Annotated in this window: 13 protein-coding genes; 5 read left to right on the top strand and 8 right to left on the bottom strand. The window is 59.1% G+C overall.

Annotation, left to right across the window (positions count from 1 at the left end; all coding sequences use genetic code 11):
* Positions 1-17 precede the first annotated feature (17 nt).
* From ACQRAX_RS10515 to ACQRAX_RS10505, 3 genes are read right to left on the bottom strand one after another with little or no spacing between them, the layout of a single operon-like run.
* Positions 18-1,547, bottom strand: a complete 1,530-nt coding sequence (locus ACQRAX_RS10515; RefSeq protein WP_412037356.1) for a DHA2 family efflux MFS transporter permease subunit — start codon at positions 1,545-1,547, stop codon at positions 18-20.
* The gene (locus tag ACQRAX_RS10510; protein WP_412037355.1) at positions 1,544-2,746 is read right to left on the bottom strand and encodes an HlyD family efflux transporter periplasmic adaptor subunit; all 1,203 of its coding nucleotides are present in this window, start codon (positions 2,744-2,746) and stop codon (positions 1,544-1,546) included. The genes ACQRAX_RS10515 and ACQRAX_RS10510 overlap by 4 nt, the downstream gene beginning before the upstream one ends.
* Before the next feature lie 9 nt (positions 2,747-2,755).
* On the bottom strand, positions 2,756-3,274 hold the full coding sequence (locus ACQRAX_RS10505) for a MarR family winged helix-turn-helix transcriptional regulator (RefSeq protein ID WP_412037354.1): 519 nt from the start codon (positions 3,272-3,274) through the stop codon (positions 2,756-2,758).
* A gap of 355 nt (positions 3,275-3,629) precedes the next feature.
* Here ACQRAX_RS10505 and ACQRAX_RS10500 point away from each other — a divergent pair, with 355 nt between their 5' ends.
* The 3 genes from ACQRAX_RS10500 to ACQRAX_RS10490 are packed head-to-tail and all read left to right on the top strand — an operon-like array spanning position 3,630 to position 9,383.
* A complete protein-coding gene (locus ACQRAX_RS10500) occupies positions 3,630-6,986 on the top strand; it encodes a toxin VasX (RefSeq protein WP_412037353.1) in 3,357 nt (1,118 codons plus the stop codon).
* The gene (locus ACQRAX_RS10495; protein WP_412037352.1) at positions 6,979-8,163 is read left to right on the top strand and encodes a DUF6708 domain-containing protein; all 1,185 of its coding nucleotides are present in this window, start codon (positions 6,979-6,981) and stop codon (positions 8,161-8,163) included. Before ACQRAX_RS10500 ends, ACQRAX_RS10495 begins: the two co-directional genes overlap by 8 nt.
* 44 nt (positions 8,164-8,207) lie before the next feature.
* Positions 8,208-9,383, top strand: coding sequence for a DUF6708 domain-containing protein (locus tag ACQRAX_RS10490; RefSeq protein WP_412037351.1), 1,176 nt, complete (start codon positions 8,208-8,210; stop codon positions 9,381-9,383).
* An 18-nt stretch (positions 9,384-9,401) separates the two neighbouring features.
* On the opposite strand, the gene ACQRAX_RS10485 is transcribed toward ACQRAX_RS10490, so the two are convergent.
* Complete coding sequence (locus ACQRAX_RS10485) at positions 9,402-10,007, bottom strand: tRNA-(ms[2]io[6]A)-hydroxylase (protein ID WP_412037350.1); 606 nt, start codon at positions 10,005-10,007, stop codon at positions 9,402-9,404.
* 158 nt (positions 10,008-10,165) lie between these two features.
* On the opposite strand from ACQRAX_RS10485, the gene ACQRAX_RS10480 reads away from it, so the two are divergent.
* Positions 10,166-11,029, top strand: a complete 864-nt coding sequence (locus ACQRAX_RS10480) for a universal stress protein (RefSeq protein ID WP_412037349.1) — start codon at positions 10,166-10,168, stop codon at positions 11,027-11,029.
* A 41-nt stretch (positions 11,030-11,070) separates the two neighbouring features.
* Here the strand turns inward: ACQRAX_RS10480 and ACQRAX_RS10475 are convergent, their stop codons facing one another.
* A complete protein-coding gene (locus ACQRAX_RS10475) occupies positions 11,071-11,538 on the bottom strand; it encodes a DUF1289 domain-containing protein (protein ID WP_412037348.1) in 468 nt (155 codons plus the stop codon).
* A gap of 406 nt (positions 11,539-11,944) precedes the next feature.
* On the opposite strand from ACQRAX_RS10475, the gene acnB reads away from it, so the two are divergent.
* A complete protein-coding gene (gene acnB, locus ACQRAX_RS10470; RefSeq protein WP_412037808.1) occupies positions 11,945-14,545 on the top strand; it encodes a bifunctional aconitate hydratase 2/2-methylisocitrate dehydratase in 2,601 nt (866 codons plus the stop codon).
* 105 nt (positions 14,546-14,650) lie between these two features.
* Here the strand turns inward: acnB and prpD are convergent, their stop codons facing one another.
* The 3 genes from prpD to acnD form a co-directional block, all read right to left on the bottom strand.
* Positions 14,651-16,135, bottom strand: a complete 1,485-nt coding sequence (gene prpD / locus ACQRAX_RS10465; protein WP_412037347.1) for a 2-methylcitrate dehydratase — start codon at positions 16,133-16,135, stop codon at positions 14,651-14,653.
* A gap of 52 nt (positions 16,136-16,187) precedes the next feature.
* Positions 16,188-17,378 carry a 2-methylaconitate cis-trans isomerase PrpF gene (gene prpF, locus ACQRAX_RS10460; protein ID WP_412037346.1) on the bottom strand — a complete coding sequence of 397 codons (1,191 nt, stop codon included), beginning with the start codon at positions 17,376-17,378 and terminating at the stop codon, positions 16,188-16,190.
* 81 nt (positions 17,379-17,459) lie between these two features.
* Complete coding sequence (gene acnD / locus ACQRAX_RS10455; protein WP_412037345.1) at positions 17,460-20,048, bottom strand: Fe/S-dependent 2-methylisocitrate dehydratase AcnD; 2,589 nt, start codon at positions 20,046-20,048, stop codon at positions 17,460-17,462.
* Between the last annotated feature and the right edge of the window lie 54 nt (positions 20,049-20,102).

Genomic DNA, 20,102 nt, shown 5'->3' with positions numbered 1-20,102 from the left:
ATCCGCTCTCACGGCCCTCAGTGCCCCGCCGATGCTGGTGCTGCCTTGGCCGCAAATGGCGGCTTGGCCAGCCATACCAGCAATATCAGCCCGGCAAACACCCAACCCATCAGGGTGAAGTAATCCACCGTCGACATCATGTACGCCTGACTGCTGAGCATTCGCTCCAGCTGCGCATAGGACTGCCCGCTCGCCCCACCCAGTTGCTTGAGCGCTTCACGCGTGGCGGGCTCATAGGTGCTGATGCTTTCACTTAAATAGGCATGATGCTGGTCAGCACGGCGAATCCAGATCCAGGTGGTCAACGAAGCGGCAAAGCTGCCGCCCAGCGTCCGCAGAAAAGTGGCCAGGCCCGAACCATCGGCGATCTGATGCGGCGGCAGGTCGGAGAGCAGGATGCTCAAAGTCGGCATGAAAAACAGTGCCACGCCGATCCCCATGAACAGTTGCACCAGGGCGATATGCTGGAAGTCCACTTCATTGGTGAAGCCTGCGCGCATGAAACAACTGGTGCCGATAGCCAGAAAGGCGATCCCCGCCAACAGGCGCAGGTCGAATTTATGCGCATACTTGCCGACGAAAGGTGACATCAGCACGGGCAGCAAGCCGATCGGGGCGACAGCCAGCCCGGCCCAGGTAGCCGTATAGCCCATCTGCGTCTGTAACCATTGCGGCAGAATCAGATTGATGCCGAAAAAGCCGGCATAGCCGCCCACCAGCACAATGGTGCCGATGCGAAAATTACGGTGCACAAACAATCGCAGGTTGACCACCGGGTGCTTGTCGGTCAGTTCCCAGATGATGAAGGCAGCCAGAAATACCAGCGAAATCAAACTGCCAACGACAATGAAGTTCGACTCGAACCAGTCCAGATCGTTGCCTTTGTCCAGGACGATCTGCAAGGCGCCGACACCGATGATCAGGCACAGCAGACCGATGTAGTCCATGGGCTGACGCTGGGTCGTGACCGGACGGGTGCGCATCTGCTGGCGCACGACCGCTGCAGCGAACAGGCCAATCGGCACGTTGATGAAAAAGATCCACGGCCAGCTGTAGCTATCAGTGATCCAGCCGCCGAGGATCGGCCCGGCAATCGGCGCCACCACCGTGACCATCGCCAGCAAGGCCAGGGCCATGCCGCGCTTGGCCGGTGGGTAGACGGCGATCAACAGTGTCTGGGTCATCGGGTACAACGGGCCGGCAACGATACCCTGCAGCACACGAAACCCCACCAGTTCCGGCATCGAACGGGCAATACCACAGAGAAACGAGGCCAGCACGAACAGCAGCGTGGCCCAGATAAACAGCTTCACCTCACCGAAACGCCGGCTCAGCCAGCCGGTCAGCGGCAAGGCAATGGCGTTGCTCACCGCAAAGGACGTGATAACCCAGGTGCCCTGCTCGACACTCACCCCCAGGTTGCCGGCAATGGTCGGCAAGGCGACGTTGGCAATGGTGGTATCGAGCACCTGCATGAAGGTCGCCAGCGACAGGCCGATGGTGGTCAGCAGCAGGCTCGGCGGGCTGAATGACGCGCTGTTGCTCATCGCTGCGCCGTCTTGCTGGGGCCTTCGCTGTTGTCATGGATCAGCCGTGTGATCATCGCATCGGCCTCGACCAACTGACGGTCGTATACCTGGGTCGCGAACGATGCCTTTTGCGGCGGCAACTGCGCCAACACAGGGCCGCTCTGGTCATGCAGATCGACCGTAACCTGCGTCGACAGACCAATGCGCAGCGGGTGAGCTGCCAGTTGTTCGGCATTGATATGAATACGCACCGGCACCCGCTGGACGATCTTGATCCAGTTGCCGGTGGCATTCTGCGCCGGCAACAGGGCGAAAGCGCTACCGGTACCGGCACCGAGGCTGTCGATGGTGCCGCTGTACTTGACCTCGCTGCCATACAGGTCGGCAACGATGTCCACTGGCTGGCCAATGCGCATGTGACGCAGCTGGGTCTCCTTGAAGTTAGCGTCGATCCAGAGCTGGTCCAGGGGGATCACCGCCATGGTCGCAGTGCCCGGCTGCAGGCGCTGCCCCAACTGAACGGTGCGTTTGGCGACGTAGCCGGTGACCGGTGCCACCAGAGTGGTGCGCGCCGCAGCCAGGTATGCCTGACGCAGGTCGGCAGCGGCCGCCATGACTTGTGGATGCGAGGAGACGACAGTGTCATCGACCAACGCAGAAGTAGTGTTGAGCTGCTGCTTGGCATTGATCAGCGCACTCTGCGCCGAAGCCAGGTCATCACGGGCGTGGGACAGTTCTTCCAGGGAAATCGCCCCGCCAGCGGCCAGGGTCTTGCGTCGGTTGTAGTTTTCCTGGGCCTTGGTCTGCTCAGCCTGACGCGCGCCCACCTGGGCCTTCATGCCGTCTACGTTGCTATACAAGCCACGCACCTGGCGCACCGCCCGTGCCAGCTGGGCCTGAGCCGCTTGCAGGCCGACTTCGGCATCACTGGGGTCGAATTCAATCAGCACCTGGCCGGCGTGAACCAGATCGCCGTCATCGGCACCAATGCTGATCACGGTTCCGGTCACCAAGGGGGTTATTTCCACCACGTTGCCGTTGACATAGGCGTCGTCGGTTTCTTCGTTCCAGCGCCCGTACAGCTCATGCCAGGCCCACACCGCGCCACCGCCGACCACAATCAGCAGGGCCAGGCCGAGCAACCAGGTTTTACGCTTGCGGCGGTTGTTGAGGTCCTGCGCTGAAGCGTCGGTGTCCGGGGAATTGGCAATGGCCATGGTCAATACCTACTGAGTTTCTGGGGCACAGGGCTGCGCGACAGCCTTGTGCTGGTTGGCCACATCGAGGCGCAACGCGGTCAGGCTGTCGCCGGCAGCCAGCAGGACTTTACTCAACAGCCCTTCCAGGCTGGCCAGCTCTTCGGGAGAAAGGACACCGAGCAATTCGTTCATGGCGCCGGCGCCGATGTGCGGCAACTGATCGGCAAGCTTCTGACCCTCCTCGCTCAATGCCAGGCGTACCTGACGGCGGTCATCGGGGCAGCGGCGGCGCAGCAGCAAGTCTTTCTGTTCCAGGCGATCGAGCATGCGCGTCATCGAGCCACTGTCCAAGGCCAGGTAACGGCACAGTTCGGCTGGGGTATCGACACCGAACTGGGCAACGATGATCAGCACCTTGAACTGTGCGGCGGTGACGCTGAACGCTTGCAGGTGACTGTCGAGAATGCGGTCTTTGACCAGCGCGGCGCGCCCCAGGAGCAAGCCGAGGGTGCAGGACTGGAAGTTTTCCGGGGTGTAATGCGGCATGAAGGCAATACCTGCTTAAGCAGTTAGTAACATAATGTTACTGCTTAAGCAGCTAGCGTCAAGGCATTAATTAGCTTGCTTGGTATGTGGGAGCAGGCTTTGCGTTGGCCCATTAACCGACAATATGCAAATACAGGCACATTTTCGGAAGCGTCTGACATCAAATTTTGGCCGCTCTTGGTAGCTTTTCCGGGAGTTATCACCGCTTCCAGCACAATTTCTCCGAACGCTAGGCCGCTGACCGACAAGGACGCCTGCTGTGACTGTTCAACACCCCCCCAAGATCAGCGCCAATACTGCCGCCATGGCCAAAAGCATCAAGGACGCACGTGCTCCTCTCGGGGTGTGTCCTTTGATGAATACGAAAGTGCAGTTGCTGTCGCTGCGCTACGGCTTGGTCGAGCACCTCGATCCTGCCGCTGAGCTGTCCATGCCATTCAAACTACAGAGCCAGCCGTTGGGCATCCGCCTGTTGCGTGATGGGTATCTGTACATCATCGACGACACCAGCGGTTATCTGCATGAGTACAGCATTGAAAAAGGCCAGATCAGCAAGTTGCTCTGGAACGGCCAGGAGGTTGCCAGTGACACACGCACCAGCGCTGTCGGCGAACCGCACTTGGTGTTTAAACGTGATCACACCTTGTACGCCTGCTACTGCGAAATTCAGTGGACGGCCTTCAAGTGCGCGCAAGTGCTCACCTCCAGGGACGAACGCCAACGCTTGATGCAGCGGGTCGACCTGCAGAGTGCCTGCCCGCTGCGCGGCGGTGCCAACCTGTTAAGCAAACCACAGGCAGACAAATGGCTGGCGGAAGTGGCGGAAAACGCCCAGCCGCCCGACGCGGCAGGCGCCAGCCAACGGCCAGCGTCCAAAGCCTTTCCCGACGGCGCCAACCCTGAAGAGACACAGCCCTACCACTGGGAAGAGCAGCCGTTGTTCCAGGACACGGAAATTGAAGCACTGACCAGTAAAGTACTCGGTGCTTACCAGGACGATTACCTGTTTCTGGTGCTGCGCGACGACATTGGCGTGATGCGCGACCTGGCCGCCGCCCAACTGAAAGTGGCCGACTGGATCGATCAGTGGAGTGCTGACGACACGCGCCAGGCCCAGTACCTCAGTGGTACTTACATCCAGTCCTTGTACACCGTCAATACCGCACGCTTGGCGGCGCAGAGCGAGACCGACTCGGCCATTCGCGCGCTGAAGGATGACACCACAAGGTACCAGCAATCGAGAATTTTTGAGTTTCTAACGGTCCGGCACGAACATCCGGCACCGGGCATCTTCGGTAGCGAACAGCACTGGCGAAAAGCGGCCGAGGACAATGTCTATGCCCGTGCCTTTATCGACATGAAAGACGCGCTGGGAGCTGCGCTCTATCAAAAACACCAGGATGCCCTCAACACACTTAGCCTGGAGAGTTGGCACGCGCTGCACGGCAAGGACATCGGTCAGCGCGGTATCGACGACCTGGTCAAGCGGGCCGAAATGCAAGCCTTTGTCCTGGCGCAGCAAAACCTGCTGAGTCACTGGCATGCCCGCCTGCAATCCATACGCGACGATCGCCTCAACCTGTTCACCGCTGGCCTGTTCCACGGTGCGGCCTGGTACTACGACTTCACACTCGACGCACAGATCAAGCACCGTCTGGAAACCGAGTTCGTTTGCGTGGCGGCGATGTGCGCGGACCAAAATGCCGCAGAAAAACTGGCCGCCTACCTGGCGTCCGACCTGTTGACGGTGGTGCCTGGGCTCGACACCTTGAGCCTGGCAGAGCAAATCGACATTGCAAAAAAACTGGCGGACTTGAGCAGCTTCACCGTCAAGGTGCTGGATGTTGCGCAAAGCACCAATAACGTCAATGTCTTGAGCAATCAATTCCACAACTTGATGATCAAACGCCTGCCCAATTACACCAAACTGAATACTCAGTTCATGGGTTTGCAGAGCATGCTCGAGGAGGCCTACATCCCTGCGCATCAGTTGAAAATCGCTGATCAACTGGAAAGGGCTCATGACAGCTTAAAACGGGCGCAAAACATCGATCCCAATGGCTACATTCGTCATATCGGGGCCCCAGCGCGATTGCAACTGCTGCGCGAGTTTTCTCGTCAGGGCCTGACGCTGCGCGCTGCCTCGGTAGCAGAAATTACCGCGTTCAATCAGGCCCGTGAGCAATCGATGAATCTGCGCAGTCAGCTCAAGGAAATCTATCGGCTGCGCAACCGCGAATTGGTGTGGCAATCCACAGGGCATGCATCGCCTGGCAGCGAAGCGGCCTATAACCAGCGTATCAACCTGCTGAAAAGCGCACTGGTGCCCCTGGAAGAGCGACTTGGGGGTGCCTTGACCGTCGGTGGCAACAGCCCGGCGCAAATTGGCACGGTGATCGATGGCCTGGATCCGCAGTTGCGTGCAGAGATGACCAGGACCGCGCGGGACTTCCGGGCCACTGGAACCTTTAACAAGCCGCTGCTGGGGGCGGTGAAGTCGAAAGGCGATGGGATTGCGTTGGCGTTGTTTGTGATACAGGGGCAGAAGTTTATTGATGGACTCTTTACTCTCCTGAAAAATGACAAGCGCTCTTTAGGAAATTATTTAGTTTTCACCGAATCTTTAATTGGAGTGACTGCAGCTGGCTTTGCAGCTGTGCAAGGGTTGTCGGTTACGCTTTTTCAAGCGCATATCGAACAGATGGAAAGTGCTGCTGGAAAGCTAAACACCATGAGCCGTTTGGGTCGATGGAGCGGGATTGCGGGATTAGGGACGTATGTATCTACTGGTCTAGCAGCCTCAATCGACTTGGGCAAACACTCTTTGCAATGGGGTAGAGCCTTGGCTAAAGGCAATTACAAGGGGCTGGGTGCTACAACTGTGCAGATTACCGGCGATGGGATATTGGTTGGCACTAACACCTGGGCTGCCAAGCACACGGGCTCCATCATCAAGAACATCCTGAAAACACCGACCGAACTCCGGGCTTTAGCGTGGGCAGAAGCCAGTCCACGGCTTTTGGCCATCGGTGCACGCGCCAACCTGATAGGCCTGATCGCCACCGCCCTGCAACTGGTCGGTGAGGGGTTGTACAACTACTTCAATTTGAGTGATCTGCAAGCGTGGATGGAAACCAGCACCTGGGGCAACAAATCCAGGCACCGCAGCCTGCAAGACGAGTGGAGTGAACTGGCGAAGGTCGTGCAAAAGCCAACCTGTGAACTGATCCGCGATGAAAAACAAACCTACTTGAAGCTGGTGCTGCCTGGCATCAGCACTCAGGAAATGGACCAGCGCAAGTTACAGCTACAAGCCTACGAACAGGTCCGTGATAACTACGTACACCAGCCGTACAGGCGCAACCTGCCGCCGGTGAGCTGGCAAGAACGCACTGCCATATGGGCCACGCGTTTCATCGTCGTCAGTGAAGGGCAACAAGCACTGACGCTGCATTTGCCGATCAATAATTGCGAGCAAACTTCAAGTTTTGCCCTGGCCTTCACCATCGCCTACCAATTGGACGCCGAGCGCGAGGTACTCCACCCAACCACCTTTGTGCTGCGTAACCTGTACATCAGTCGCTCTTATGGTGTGAGCATCATGGCCAAGGGGACCTATCGACTTGACTCGGAAGAGAGCATGCCCCCTGGAACAGGCAAGGCCTCTTTCAGGCTGTTCATCAGAGACGACTTGGCGACTGTCGATGTTTAGCAAACTGTTCAAACGCAAAGGCAAAGCCGCCGCCGAACCTGCACCAGACATTCGCAGTCAGCGGCCTCGTGCCGGTGAAGTCCGGGTCAAGGGATTGAACGAAACCCTGTTTCTTTCGCCTTTGCCCGTATACACAGGTCAGGTCCAATCGTCTCGTCGCAACTTTTCGCAGATGAACGATACCTATCTGGAGTTGGGGGGTAGTAACCGAGGAATGGTTGAGCAGGGAAAAATACTGGCCACAGGAATTTGGATTCCTATATTTTTGGCTTTCATAATGCCAAGCTTAGTGATTATGTGTGGGGTGCTCTTCTATCCAGAAAATTTCAGTGATCCTTGGTACGACTTGTTTATGTTTTTGCAGGTTAGTATCAGCGTCTCGCTTCTTTCCATTCTTCCGATCGGCGCCTACGTATACGGAATGATCTCTAGCGTCTACGAGGCCGCCAAAACCTACCCCGTCCGCTTCAACCGCCAACGCCGCGAAGTCTGCTACGTCGACTCCAAAACCCATCGGGTCTTGATCGTACCTTGGGAAAGTGTGGTCGCCTGGGTAGCCAATACCCAGGGCGTCACCAGCTATGGCGCGACCCGTCAGTACACCTTGGGCATGGGCTTGGAGGATGAGGAGCAAGACACCGTGCAGTTCCTTCTGCTGCCGCAGCCCAGCGACGCCCATTCACTGGGAATGTGGGCGTCGATCCGCAACTACATGGAAGACGGTCAATTGGTGGATACGCCGAGCCCGATAATGGCCTTGGCAGGTCTGACCCCGAGCGAAGACCGGCTCAAACCTTACGAGGGGCTACACACCTTCGAAGTCGAGCGCGAAGACGCTCGCGCGCTGGGCTCGTTAGATGATGGAGGAGAGCATTTAACAGCCGAGGAGCGAGAGCGCTATGGCTATTCCAAGCGATCCCTATGGCCGTTGCGATTCTGGTACATCCGCCGAGTGCTGGTGTTCTGGAAAATGCCTTACCTGCTTGCCGAATGGGGCCATCGAAAGGGGCGTCCGACATTGCCGGAATCCGTGCAGGCATGGTCACAGCCGCTGCCACCGGAGCAGTGGGCAAAGCCAAGCGCAGCCTTGCTGAAAGCCAATCAGGTCGTCAAAGAGGCGATGGACAAAAAGGGCGTAACCTTTGTCGAGGCGTGCAAGGCAGCGGGCTTACAGTGATGGCGCGTCAATGGGCGGGGTGCTGAAGGGGGATGTTTAAGGGAATGTTCAGACGCAAAAACAAAAGCGTTGCCACCGAACCTGCACCAGACATTCGCAGTCAGCGACCTCGTGCCGGTGAAGTTCGGGTCAAGGGATTGAACGAAACCCTGTTTCTGTCGCCCTTGCCCGTATACACAGGTCAGTCCCAATCATCTCGTCGCAACTTTTCGCAGATGAACGATACCTATCTGGAGTTGGGTGGTAGTAACCGGGGAATGGTTGAGCAGGGGAAGATATTAGCTGCCGGAATTTGGATGCTCTTGTTTTCTGCATTTATCGCACCTGTCCTCATCATCACCTATGGAGTAGTTTTCTACCCTGAGAACTTCCCTACACCATTTAAAGATCTAGCAATGGCCGTCCAGGTATTTTCTGGATATACGCTTTTGGGCATTCTCCCATTTGGCGCCTACGTATACGGAATGGTTTCGAGTGTTAACGAGACCGCCAAAACCTACCCCGTCCGCTTCAACCGCCAACGCCGCGAAGTCTGCTACGTCGACTCCAAAACCCATCGGGTCTTGATCGTACCTTGGGAAAGTGTGGTCGCCTGGGTAGCCAATACCCAGGGCGTCACCAGCTATGGTGCGACCCGGCAGTACAGCTTGGGCATGGGCCTGGAGGATGAGGAGCAAGACACCGTACAGTTCCTGCTGCTGCCGCAGCCCAGCGACGCCCATTCACTGGGAATGTGGACGTCGATTCGTAATTACATGGAAGACGGTCAATTGGTGGATACGCCGAACCCGATGCTTGCCGCCATGGGATTGATTGCAACGGGTGATCGGCTCAAACCCTACGAAGGGCTGCACACCTTTGAACTCGAACGTGAAGACGCGCGCAGAAGGTGCCATATGAACGACGTGGGCGCCGATCTTTCTGCCAAGGAGCGTGAGAGGTTTGGCTATCCCAAACGCAGCCCATGGCCCTTGCGATTCTGGTACATCCGCCGAGTACTGGTGTTCTGGAAAATGCCTTACCTGCTTGCTGAATGGGGCCATCGAAAGGGCCGTCCGAGATTACCGGAGTCCGTACTGGCATGGTCCGAGCCGCTGCCTCCGGAGCAGTGGGCAAAGCCAAGCGCAGCCTTATTGAAAGCCAATCAGATAGTCAAAGAGGCAATGGACAAAAAAGCCTCGACGTTTGTCGAGGCGTGCAAGGCAGCAGGCTTACATTGATGGGCCTGCCTGGAGTAATCAGGCAGGAATGCCACTATGGAAACGAAACTCTTCATCCGGGCTGCTGATCAGTTCGGCTTCGACCACCCTGACCTTTTCCACCACCCGTTCGATATCCGCCGCGTCACCGTATTGATGCGCCAGCTTGAGATACCCCTGATAGTGCCGGGCCTCACTGTTGAGCAGGCCATGATAGAACTTGCCCAGCTCCTCATCCAGATGCGGCACCAGCGCAGCAAACCGCTCGCAACTGCGCGCTTCGATGAAGGCGCCAACCACCAGGGTGTCGACCAGCTTGACCGGTTCGTGGGTCCGCACTACTCGGCGCAATCCCGAGGCATAACGCCCAGCCGAGAGCGGGCGCAGGGCGATCTTGCGGCGCTTCATCAGACGCATCACCTGCTCGTGGTGCACCAGTTCTTCGCGCGCCAGGCGCGACATCATGTTGATCAGGTCCACGTGCGTGTTGTACTTGGCCATCAGGCTCAACGCCGTGCTGGCAGCCTTGAACTCGCAGTTCTTGTGGTCGATCAACAGGGTTTCCTGGTCGGCAAGGGCCGCCTGGACCCAGGCATCAGGCGTACGGCAACCAAGGAACGCTTCAATTTCAGGAATAAGGGACATAGGCTCACAAAACAGGCAGGGCAACGGCAAGAGCGGCGATTATACCGGCGGCAGCGGCGATCACCAGTGACTATGCTTTGATATGTATCAACCCCCATAGCACTTGGCGGCGACTATAGTCAGGCATCGGTCGCCAAATCTGAAGGGAGTTCACGCTCATGCAAGAAGTACGCAGCATCCTGGTGGTACTCGACCCCGAACACGCCCACAGTCGTGCACTGACCCGGGCCAAACTGATTGCCGGCGCCACCGGCACGCGCTTGCACCTGTTGATGTGCGACAAAAAACATGACCACAGTGCCCTGCTCAGCTTGCTGGCCAGCCAACTGCATGACGATGGCTTTGACAATGTGACCCATGAGCAGGCCTGGCACGACACCCTGCACGAATCGATCATCGCTGTGCAGCAAGCCGAAGGCTGTGACCTGGTGATCAAAGAGCACCGCCCGGACAACCCCCTCAAACGGGCCCTGCTCACCCCAACCGACTGGAAGCTGCTGCGCCAGTGCCCTTGCGCGGTGCTAATGGTCAAGACCGAACGGCCATGGACCGGCGGCGTGATTCTCGCCGCAGTGGATGTCGGCAACCATGACGAGGCGCATCGCCTGCTGCACAGAAACATCATCGACCACGGTTATGAGATCGCCAACCTGGCCAAAGGCAACCTGCATGTCATCAGCGCCCACCCCTCACCGATGCTGTCGGCAGCCGATCCGGTCTATCAATTGAAGGAAACCATCGAACAGCGTTACCGCGAAGAATGCAGCGCATTCCAGGCCGAGTTCGATATCAAGGACGAGCGCCTGCATGTGGCCGAAGGCCCGGCAGATGTACTGATCCCTTACACCGCCAGCAAATACGATGCGGTGGTGACGGTGATTGGCACCGTGGCCCGCACCGGGATTTCCGGGGCGCTGATCGGCAACACCGCCGAGGTCGTGCTCGATTCGCTGGAATGCGATGTGCTGGTACTCAAGACGGAAGAAGTGAAGGTGCACCTGACTGAGCTGGCGCAGGGCTGACGACCTCATCGCGGGGCAAGTCGACTTGCCCCGCTATCGTCTCAACCCAAAGCATCCTTGAGAAACCCCGGCGCGATGTAGCGCTGGTAATGGGCTTCCGACAGCAAGAAAAATTCCCGATCAATGGCATCGCGCAACTGCGGCAATTCCCAGTCGCGAAACTCCGGCAACAACACCATGCCATAGGCCTCAACATCGCGGATAACCCGCGCGCCACGGGCGATCAGCTGATACGCCCAGCAATATTCGGACTGGTGCGGGACGAAGCGGATCTTGCGCTGCTCCAGCTGCAGACGCAGACGTGTGGCATCAAAGACCTCAAGTTTGGCGACCATGACCTGCACCAGCAATTGCTCCAGGCGCAGCCACACCGCACGCTTTTCATCGTCGTTGTAGCCGTTCCAGTTGATCACTTCATGATGAAAACGCTTGCAGCCACGGCACACCAAGTCCCCGTAAACCGTGGAACAGAGGCCGACACAAGGCGTTTTAATTGACTGATTGGACATGAAAAAATCGATAGCTGGGCGGTGGAACAGGCTGCCATGTTAGCCCTTTGTCTAACGGGGGTCACCCGCTAAAGTCATCGCACCCGCCTTACCTTTATCCAGTTTTTACCGTAGAATCACCCGGCCTTTTTAAGGCGCCAATGTCCGTTAGAAGCTGTTTTCAAAGCGTCACGAGCACAGTTAATCCGGTAGAACGGCGTTGGCCCGGGATATTCGCCTGTCGCATATCCCGCGCCAGCCCTCATCAGCCTCCGTTCTACAGGCGTAAAACTTTGAAAACAGCTTCTGTAAGGATTTCCTCCAACCCTGGCTACGCGGCCCAAGAAGCCGTATTGCGCATGGGTGTTGGAATTTCTGGATGAGCGTCCCGGACACCCATTTGGGACCACTGATGAGGGTAATAACTGTGCTTGAAGCCTACCGCAAACACATCGAAGAGCGTGCCGCCCAGGGTATCGTGCCCCAGCCGCTTAACGCCGAACAAACCGCAGGCCTGGTCGAGCTGCTGAAGAACCCCCCTGCTGGCGAAGAAGCAGTCCTCGTCGACCTGATCACCAATCGCGTTCCACCAGGAGTGGACGAAGCGGCCTACGTCAAGGCCGGTTTCCTCTCTGCTATCGCCAAAGGCGAAGCCACTTCCCCGCTGATCGACAAGAAGCGTGCCGTCGAGCTGCTGGGCACCATGCAGGGCGGCTACAACATCGCCACCATGGTCGAACTGCTGGATGACGCTGAACTGGCCGCCGTCGCCGCCGAACAACTCAAGCACACCCTGCTGATGTTCGACGCCTTCCACGACGTTGCCGAAAAAGCCAAGGCGGGCAATGCCCACGCCAAAGCCGTACTGGAATCCTGGGCCGCCGGTGAGTGGTTCACCAGCAAGCCAGCCATCGCTGACAAATACAGCCTGACCGTGTTCAAGGTCCCTGGCGAAACCAACACCGACGACCTGTCCCCTGCCCCGGACGCCTGGTCGCGCCCAGACATCCCGCTGCACGCCCTGGCCATGCTGAAAATGGCCCGTGACGGCATCGTGCCTGAGCAACAAGGCGCCATTGGCCCGCTCAAGCAGATCGAAGAAGTCAAAGCCAAAGGCTTCCCGGTGGCCTACGTCGGTGACGTGGTCGGTACCGGTTCCTCGCGTAAATCCGCGACCAACTCGGTGCTGTGGTTCTTCGGCGACGACATCCCGTACGTTCCGAACAAGCGCGCTGGCGGCTTCTGCTTCGGCTCGAAAATCGCTCCGATCTTCTACAACACCATGGAAGACGCCGGCGCCCTGCCGATCGAGTTCGACGTATCGAACCTGAACATGGGCGACGTCATCGACGTTTACCCGCACGCTGGCAAAGTCTGCAAGCACGGTACCGACGAAGTCATCACCACCTTCGAACTGAAGACCCCGGTGCTGCTCGACGAAGTCCGCGCTGGCGGCCGTATCCCGCTGATCGTTGGCCGTGGCCTGACCGACAAGGCTCGTACCGAGCTGGGTCTGCCGGTTTCCGATCTGTTCAAAAAGCCTGAGCAGCCTGTCGACACCGGCAAAGGCTACACCCTGGCACAGAAGATGGTCGGCAAGGCTTGCGGCGTGACGGGCGTTCGTCCTGGCACCTACTGCGAGCCGAAGATGACCACCGTTGGCTCCCAGGACACCACCGGTCCTATGACCCGTGATGAACTCAAAGACCTGGCGTGCCTGGGCTTCTCTGCTGACCTGGTCATGCAGTCGTTCTGCCACACCGCGGCCTATCCAAAGCCGATCGACGTCAACACCCACCACACCCTGCCGGATTTCATCCGCACCCGTGGCGGCGTGTCCCTGCGTCCAGGCGACGGCATCATCCACAGCTGGCTGAACCGCATGCTGCTGCCGGACACCGTCGGTACCGGTGGTGACTCGCACACCCGTTTCCCGATCGGCATCTCCTTCCCGGCCGGTTCCGGCCTGGTCGCCTTCGCCGCTGCCACTGGCGTCATGCCACTGGACATGCCGGAGTCGGTACTGGTGCGCTTCAAGGGTAAACTGCAACCGGGCATCACCCTGCGCGACCTGGTTCACGCCATCCCTTACTACGGCATCAAGAACGGCCTGCTGACCGTCGAGAAGAAAGGCAAGATCAACGCCTTCTCCGGCCGCATCCTGGAAATCGAAGGCCTGGACGAGCTGACTGTCGAGCAAGCGTTCGAACTGTCTGACGCCTCGGCTGAGCGTTCGGCTGCCGGCTGCACCATCAAGCTGCCAGAGAAAGCCGTTGCCGAGTACCTGAAGTCGAACATCACCCTGCTGCGCTGGATGATCAGCGAAGGCTACGGCGATGCCCGCACCATGGAACGTCGCGCTCAAGCGATGGAAGCCTGGTTGGCCAACCCGCAACTGCTGGAAGCCGACAAGGACGCCGAATACGCCGAGATCATCGAAATCGACCTGGCCGACGTCAAAGAGCCTGTGCTCTGCGCGCCGAACGACCCAGACGACGCGCGCCTGCTGTCGACCGTTCAGGGCGAGAAGATCGACGAAGTGTTCATCGGTTCGTGCATGACCAACATCGGTCACTTCCGCGCTGCCGGTAAGCTGCTGGACAAGGTCAAGGGCTCGATTCCGACCCGTCTGTGGCTATCGCCGCCAACCAAGATGGACGCTCACCAGCTGACCGAAGAAGGCTACTACGGTATCTACGGCAAAGCTGGCGCGCGCATGGAAATGCCGGGCTGCTCGCTGTGCATGGGTAACCAGGCACGCGTCGCGGCGAACTCGACGGTTGTGTCGACGTCGACCCGTAACTTCCCGAACCGTCTGGGTGATGGCGCCAACGTCTACCTGGCCTCTGCTGAGCTGGCTGCTGTTGCCTCGATCCTGGGCAAGCTGCCAACCGTCGAAGAGTACATGGAGTACGCGAAGAACATCGACAGCATGGCTGCCGACGTTTATCGCTACTTGAGCTTCGACCAGATCGCCGAGTTCCGTGAAGCCGCTGCCAACGCCAATATCCCGGTTGTGCAAGCGTAAGCTGACTTAGCGTGAAAAAACCCCGCCACTTCGGCGGGGTTTTTTATTGGGCCTGCTTTACAGGCAGCTCACTGCAGAAGCCAGCCTTGCTGGCAATAAGGCCCTTCAGATCACAAACAAATCAACAAAACGATGCACTGCTGTTGCTTCCAGCGCCGCCTGATCCTTGCACAAGGCAAAAATCTCGCTCACCCGCTGCCCGGCAAAGCGGGTCGCCAGATTGGCTTTGAACTTCTCCTCCAGCAATGGAATACCTTCGGCGCGACGCCGGCGATGACCAATCGGGTACTCCACCACCACTTGCTCGGTGCTGGACCCGTCATTGAAAAACACCTGCACGGCGTTGGCGATCGAGCGTTTGTCGGCCTCCAGGTATTCACGGGTGAAACGCGGCTCTTCGACGATTTCCATCTTCTCGCGCAAGCGATCGATGATCGGGTGGGCAGCATGGAATTCATCCTCATACTGCTCAGCGACCAGATTGCCGAAGATCAACGGCACCGCCGTCATGTACTGGATGCAGTGATCACGGTCGGCGGCGTTCGCCAGTTGACCGACCTTGGAGATGATACGGATCGCCGACTCATGGGTGGTAATGACGATCCGCTCGATTTCATGCAGGCGATTGCGCACTTGCGGGTGCAGGATTACCGCAGCTTCGCAAGCCGTCTGGGCATGGAACTCAGCGGGAAAGCTAATCTTGAACAGTATATTTTCCATCACATAACTGGCGAACGCTTGGCGGATGCTGAACCCACGCTTGTCGTCCGGTTTGAGTGCCAGGTCCTTGTTGGTGTGGCTGAACAGCACATCGTAAAAGCCCCACTGCGGCGCAGTCAAAACGCCGGGCACACCCATTTCACCGCGCAGGGCGATATCCGCCAGACGCACACCACGGCTGGTAGCGTCGCCTGCCGCCCAGCTTTTACGCGAACCGGCGTTCGGTGCATGGCGATAAGTGCGCAGTGGGTGACCGTCAACAAAGGCATGGGACAAGGCTGACAGCAGTTGCTCACGGTTGGCGCCCATGAGCTTGGCACACACGGCGGTGGACGCCACTTTGACCAGCAGGACGTGATCCAGCCCCACGCGATTGAAGGAATTTTCCAGGGCCATCACCCCCTGGATTTCGTGGGCCATGACCATGACTTCGAGCACAGTACGCATGCTCAAGGGAGGCTCGCCTTTGGCCACACGTTGTTGTGAAAGGTGGTCGGCGACAGCAAGGATGCCGCCGAGGTTGTCCGAAGGATGCCCCCACTCGGCGGCCAGCCAGGTGTCGTTGTAGTCGAGCCAACGGACGATACAACCGATGTCCCAGGCGGCCTTGACCGGGTCCAGGCAGTAGCTGGTGCCCGGTACTCTGGCGCCATGTGGCACCAGCGTACCCTGCACCAACGGCCCCAGGTGCTTTGTGCACTCAGGGAAGCGTAACGCCAGCAGGCCGCAGCCCAGCGTGTCCATCAGGCAGTTACGCGCCGTGGCCAGCGCCTCTGCGGACCCGACCTGATAACTAAGGACATAGTCAGCGATGTCCTGCAGTACCCGGTCGTAGTCGGGACGATTATTCAGATCAACGTTGGCACTCATTTCACATCTCTCTGTTGACGTAGGTAAACAGGGAGCCAAGCGCCGCTAGGGGTTAGAAGGCATCACCGGGTACCCGCACCCAGCCCTCCATCAGCACCCGAGCGCTACGGCTCATGATTGCTTTGGTAACCGTCCACTCACCGTTCACCTGACGCGCCTCGGCGCCAACGCGCAGGGTGCCCGAGGGGTGACCGAAACGCACGGCGCTGCGCTCGCCACCGCCGGCGGCGAGGTTGACCAGGGTGCCAGGAACGGCCGCAGCCGTACCGATCGCCACTGCTGCGGTACCCATCATGGCGTGGTGCAACTTACCCATGGACAGTGCGCGTACCAATAGATCAACGTCTGCCGCCGCCACAGCTTTACCACTGGACGACTGATAAGCCGCTGGTGGTGAGACAAAGGCAACTTTTGGTGTGTGCTGACGCTTGGCCGCTTCATCGATGTGCGCGATCAAGCCCATGCGGACGGCACCATAGGCACGAATCGTTTCAAATCGAGCCAGCGCTTCTGGGTCGCCGTTGATGGCGTCTTGCAACTCAGTGCCGGTATAGCCAATGGCTTCAGCCTGAATAAAGATGGTCGGAATCCCGGCATTGATCAGGGTTGCCTTGAGCGTGCCGACACCAGGCACTTCCAGATCGTCGATCAGGTTGCCGGTAGGGAACATCGAGCCGCCCTCGCCGTCTTCATCGGCGGCCGGGTCCATGAATTCAAGCTGCACTTCGGCGGCCGGAAAGGTCACGCCGTCCAGCTCAAAGTCACCGGTTTCCTGGACTTCGCCATTGGTAATCGGCACATGGGCGATGATGGTCTTACCGATGTTGGCCTGCCAGATACGCACGACGGCAACACCGTTTTGTGGCACGCGACTGCTGTCGACCAGGCCGGCGCTGATGGCGAACGAACCGACCGCTGCCGAGAGGTTGCCGCAATTACCGCTCCAGTCGACGAAGGCCTTGTCGATCGAGACCTGACCGAACAGGTAGTCGACGTCGTGCTCGGCCTTGCTGCTGCGCGAGAGGATCACGGTTTTGCTGGTGCTGGAGGTGGCGCCACCCATACCGTCGATTTGCTTGCCATACGGGTCGGGGCTGCCGATCACCCGCAGCAGCAGGGCGTCACGGGCAGCGCCCGGGACCTGGGCGCGCTCAGGCAGGTCGTCGAGGCGAAAGAACATGCCTTTGCTGGTGCCACCACGGATGTAGGTGGCGGGAATTCTGATCTGCGGTACGTGAGCCATGGGAATCTTGTCCTGTGAAAAACACACACTAAGCACTGACAACAAGCCTGTGGGAGCGGGCTCCCACAGGTTTAGGCTACCTCAGACGGTCGCCGACTCGAGGAAGTCCTGGGCAAAGCGCTGCAGCACTCCGCCTGCTTCGTAGATCGACACTTCTTCGGCGGTATCCAGGCGGCAGGTCACCGGCACTTCGAGGCGCTCGCCATTGTGACGGGTGATCACCAGGATCAAGGTCGCCCGCGGGGTACGCTGACCCACCACGTCGAAAGTCTCGGTGCCGTCGATGTCCAGGGTGTTGCGGTTGACGCCCGGCTTGAACTCCAGCGGCAACACGCCCATACCCACCAGGTTGGTGCGGTGGATACGCTCGAACCCTTCAGCGACGATGGCTTCGACACCGGCCAGGCGCACGCCTTTGGCCGCCCAGTCACGGGACGAACCCTGGCCGTAGTCGGCACCAGCGACGATGATCAGAGGCTGCTTGCGCTCCATGTAGGTCTCGATGGCTTCCCACATACGGGTAACCTTGCCTTCCGGCTCGATCCGCGCCAGCGAACCCTGCTTGACCTTGCCGTTTTCCCGCACCATTTCGTTGAACAATTTCGGGTTGGCGAACGTCGCGCGCTGGGCGGTCAGGTGATCGCCACGGTGGGTCGCATAAGAGTTGAAGTCCTCCTCCGGCAAGCCCATTTTCGCCAGGTATTCACCCGCAGCGCTGTCGAGCATGATCGCGTTCGACGGCGACAAGTGGTCGGTGGTGATGTTGTCCGGCAGCACCGCCAGTGGGCGCATGCCCTTGAGTGTGCGCTCGCCGGCCAAGGCGCCCTCCCAGTATGGCGGACGGCGGATGTAGGTGCTCATTTCACGCCAGTCGTACAGTGGATCGACCTTGGGACCGGTGTCCTCTTCAATGGCGAACATCGGGATGTAGACCTGGCGGAACTGCTCCGGCTTGACCGCCGCCTTGACCACGGCGTCGATCTCTTCGTCGCTCGGCCAGATATCCATCAGGCGAATTTCCTTGCCGTCGACCACACCCAGGACATCCTTCTCAATGTCGAAACGGATGGTACCGGCAATCGCATAAGCCACCACCAACGGTGGTGAGGCCAGGAACGCCTGCTTGGCGTAGGGGTGGATACGGCCGTCGAAGTTGCGGTTACCCGAAAGCACGGCAGTGGCGTACAGGTCGCGGTCGATGATTTCCTGCTGGATCACCGGATCCAGCGCACCGGACATACCGTTGCAGGTGGTGCAGGCAAAGGCGACGATACCGAAACCAAGCTGCTCCAGCTCGTCATCGAGACCGGCTTCCTTCAGATACAGGGCAACGGTCTTGGAGCCCGGTGCCAGCGAGGATTTCACCCAAGGTTTGCGGGCCAGGCCAAGCTTGTTGGCGTTGCGCGCCAACAGCCCGGCGGCGATCACGTTGCGCGGGTTACTGGTGTTGGTGCAACTGGTGATAGCCGCGATGATCACCGCGCCATCCGGCATTTGCCCCGGCACTTCGTCCCACTGGCCGGCGATGCCCTTGCTGGCCAGGTCACTGGTCGCGACACGGGCGTGCGGGTTGGACGGGCCGGCCATGTTGCGCACGACGCTGGACAGGTCAAAGCGCAGCACCCGCTCGTACTCAGCGTTGGCCAGGCTGTCAGACCACAGGCCGGCGACCTTGGCGTAGGTTTCCACCAGCTTGACCTGCTGGTCTTCACGGCCAGTGAGCTTGAGGTAGTCAATGGTCTGCTGGTCGATGGAGAACATCGCCGCAGTGGCACCGTACTCCGGCGCCATGTTGGAGATGGTGGCACGGTCACCCAGGGTCAGGGCGCGGGCACCTTCACCGTAGAATTCGAGGTAGGCGCCAACGACTTTTTCCTTGCGCAGAAATTCGGTCAGGGCCAGCACAACGTCAGTGGCGGTGATACCTGGTTGTGGCTTGCCAGACAGCTCGACGCCGACGATTTCCGGCAGACGCATCCACGACGCACGGCCGAGCATGACGTTCTCGGCTTCCAGACCGCCCACACCAATGGCGATCACGCCCAGGGCATCAACGTGCGGGGTGTGGCTGTCGGTACCGACGCAGGTATCGGGATAGGCCAGACCACGCTCGGCATGGATCACCGGCGACATCTTCTCCAGGTTGATCTGGTGCATGATGCCGTTGCCAGGCTGGATCACATCGACGTTCTTGAACGCCTTCTTGGTCCAGTTGATGAAATGAAAGCGGTCTTCGTTACGGCGGTCTTCGATGGCACGGTTCTTCTCGAATGCCTGCGGGTCGAAACCACCGCATTCGACGGCCAGCGAGTGGTCGACAATCAGTTGTACCGGTACCACCGGATTGACCTGAGCCGGGTCACCACCGCCTTCAGCGATGGCGTCACGCAGGCCGGCGAGGTCGACCAGCGCGGTCTGGCCGAGGATGTCGTGGCAGACCACGCGCGCCGGGAACCAGGGGAAGTCGAGGTCACGTTTACGCTCGATCAGTTGGCCCAGCGACGCATTGAGGGTCGCAGGGTCGCAGCGGCGCACCAGGTTTTCAGCCAGTACGCGGGAGGTATAGGGAAGACGCTCGTAGGCGCCGGGCTTGATCGCGTCAACAGCCGCGCGAGCGTCGAAATAATCCAGGCCAGTGCCCGGCAGGTTCTTGCGAAATTCAGTATTCATGGCACAGGGACTCAATCACGGTAAGGTCGGCGGCTCAGCAGACAACCCGGAACC

The organism is Pseudomonas sp. UM16 (assembly GCF_050312595.1).
Taxonomy (GTDB): domain Bacteria; phylum Pseudomonadota; class Gammaproteobacteria; order Pseudomonadales; family Pseudomonadaceae; genus Aquipseudomonas.
The sequence above is the reverse complement of the archived record's forward strand: the minus strand, read 5'-3'. Positions and strand labels throughout refer to the sequence as shown.

Coding starts and splice junctions, on each gene's coding strand:
- ACQRAX_RS10495 (WP_412037352.1), top strand. CDS start 6,979: ATGTTTAGCAAACTGTTCAAACGCAAAGGCAAAGCCGCCGCCGAACCT.
- ACQRAX_RS10500 (WP_412037353.1), top strand. CDS start 3,630: ATGAATACGAAAGTGCAGTTGCTGTCGCTGCGCTACGGCTTGGTCGAG.
- ACQRAX_RS10505 (WP_412037354.1), bottom strand. CDS start 3,274: ATGCCGCATTACACCCCGGAAAACTTCCAGTCCTGCACCCTCGGCTTG.
- ACQRAX_RS10475 (WP_412037348.1), bottom strand. CDS start 11,538: ATGTCCAATCAGTCAATTAAAACGCCTTGTGTCGGCCTCTGTTCCACG.
- ACQRAX_RS10480 (WP_412037349.1), top strand. CDS start 10,166: ATGCAAGAAGTACGCAGCATCCTGGTGGTACTCGACCCCGAACACGCC.
- ACQRAX_RS10490 (WP_412037351.1), top strand. CDS start 8,208: ATGTTCAGACGCAAAAACAAAAGCGTTGCCACCGAACCTGCACCAGAC.
- ACQRAX_RS10485 (WP_412037350.1), bottom strand. CDS start 10,007: ATGTCCCTTATTCCTGAAATTGAAGCGTTCCTTGGTTGCCGTACGCCT.
- prpD (WP_412037347.1), bottom strand. CDS start 16,135: ATGAGTGCCAACGTTGATCTGAATAATCGTCCCGACTACGACCGGGTA.
- prpF (WP_412037346.1), bottom strand. CDS start 17,378: ATGGCTCACGTACCGCAGATCAGAATTCCCGCCACCTACATCCGTGGT.
- acnD (WP_412037345.1), bottom strand. CDS start 20,048: ATGAATACTGAATTTCGCAAGAACCTGCCGGGCACTGGCCTGGATTAT.
- ACQRAX_RS10510 (WP_412037355.1), bottom strand. CDS start 2,746: ATGGCCATTGCCAATTCCCCGGACACCGACGCTTCAGCGCAGGACCTC.
- ACQRAX_RS10515 (WP_412037356.1), bottom strand. CDS start 1,547: ATGAGCAACAGCGCGTCATTCAGCCCGCCGAGCCTGCTGCTGACCACC.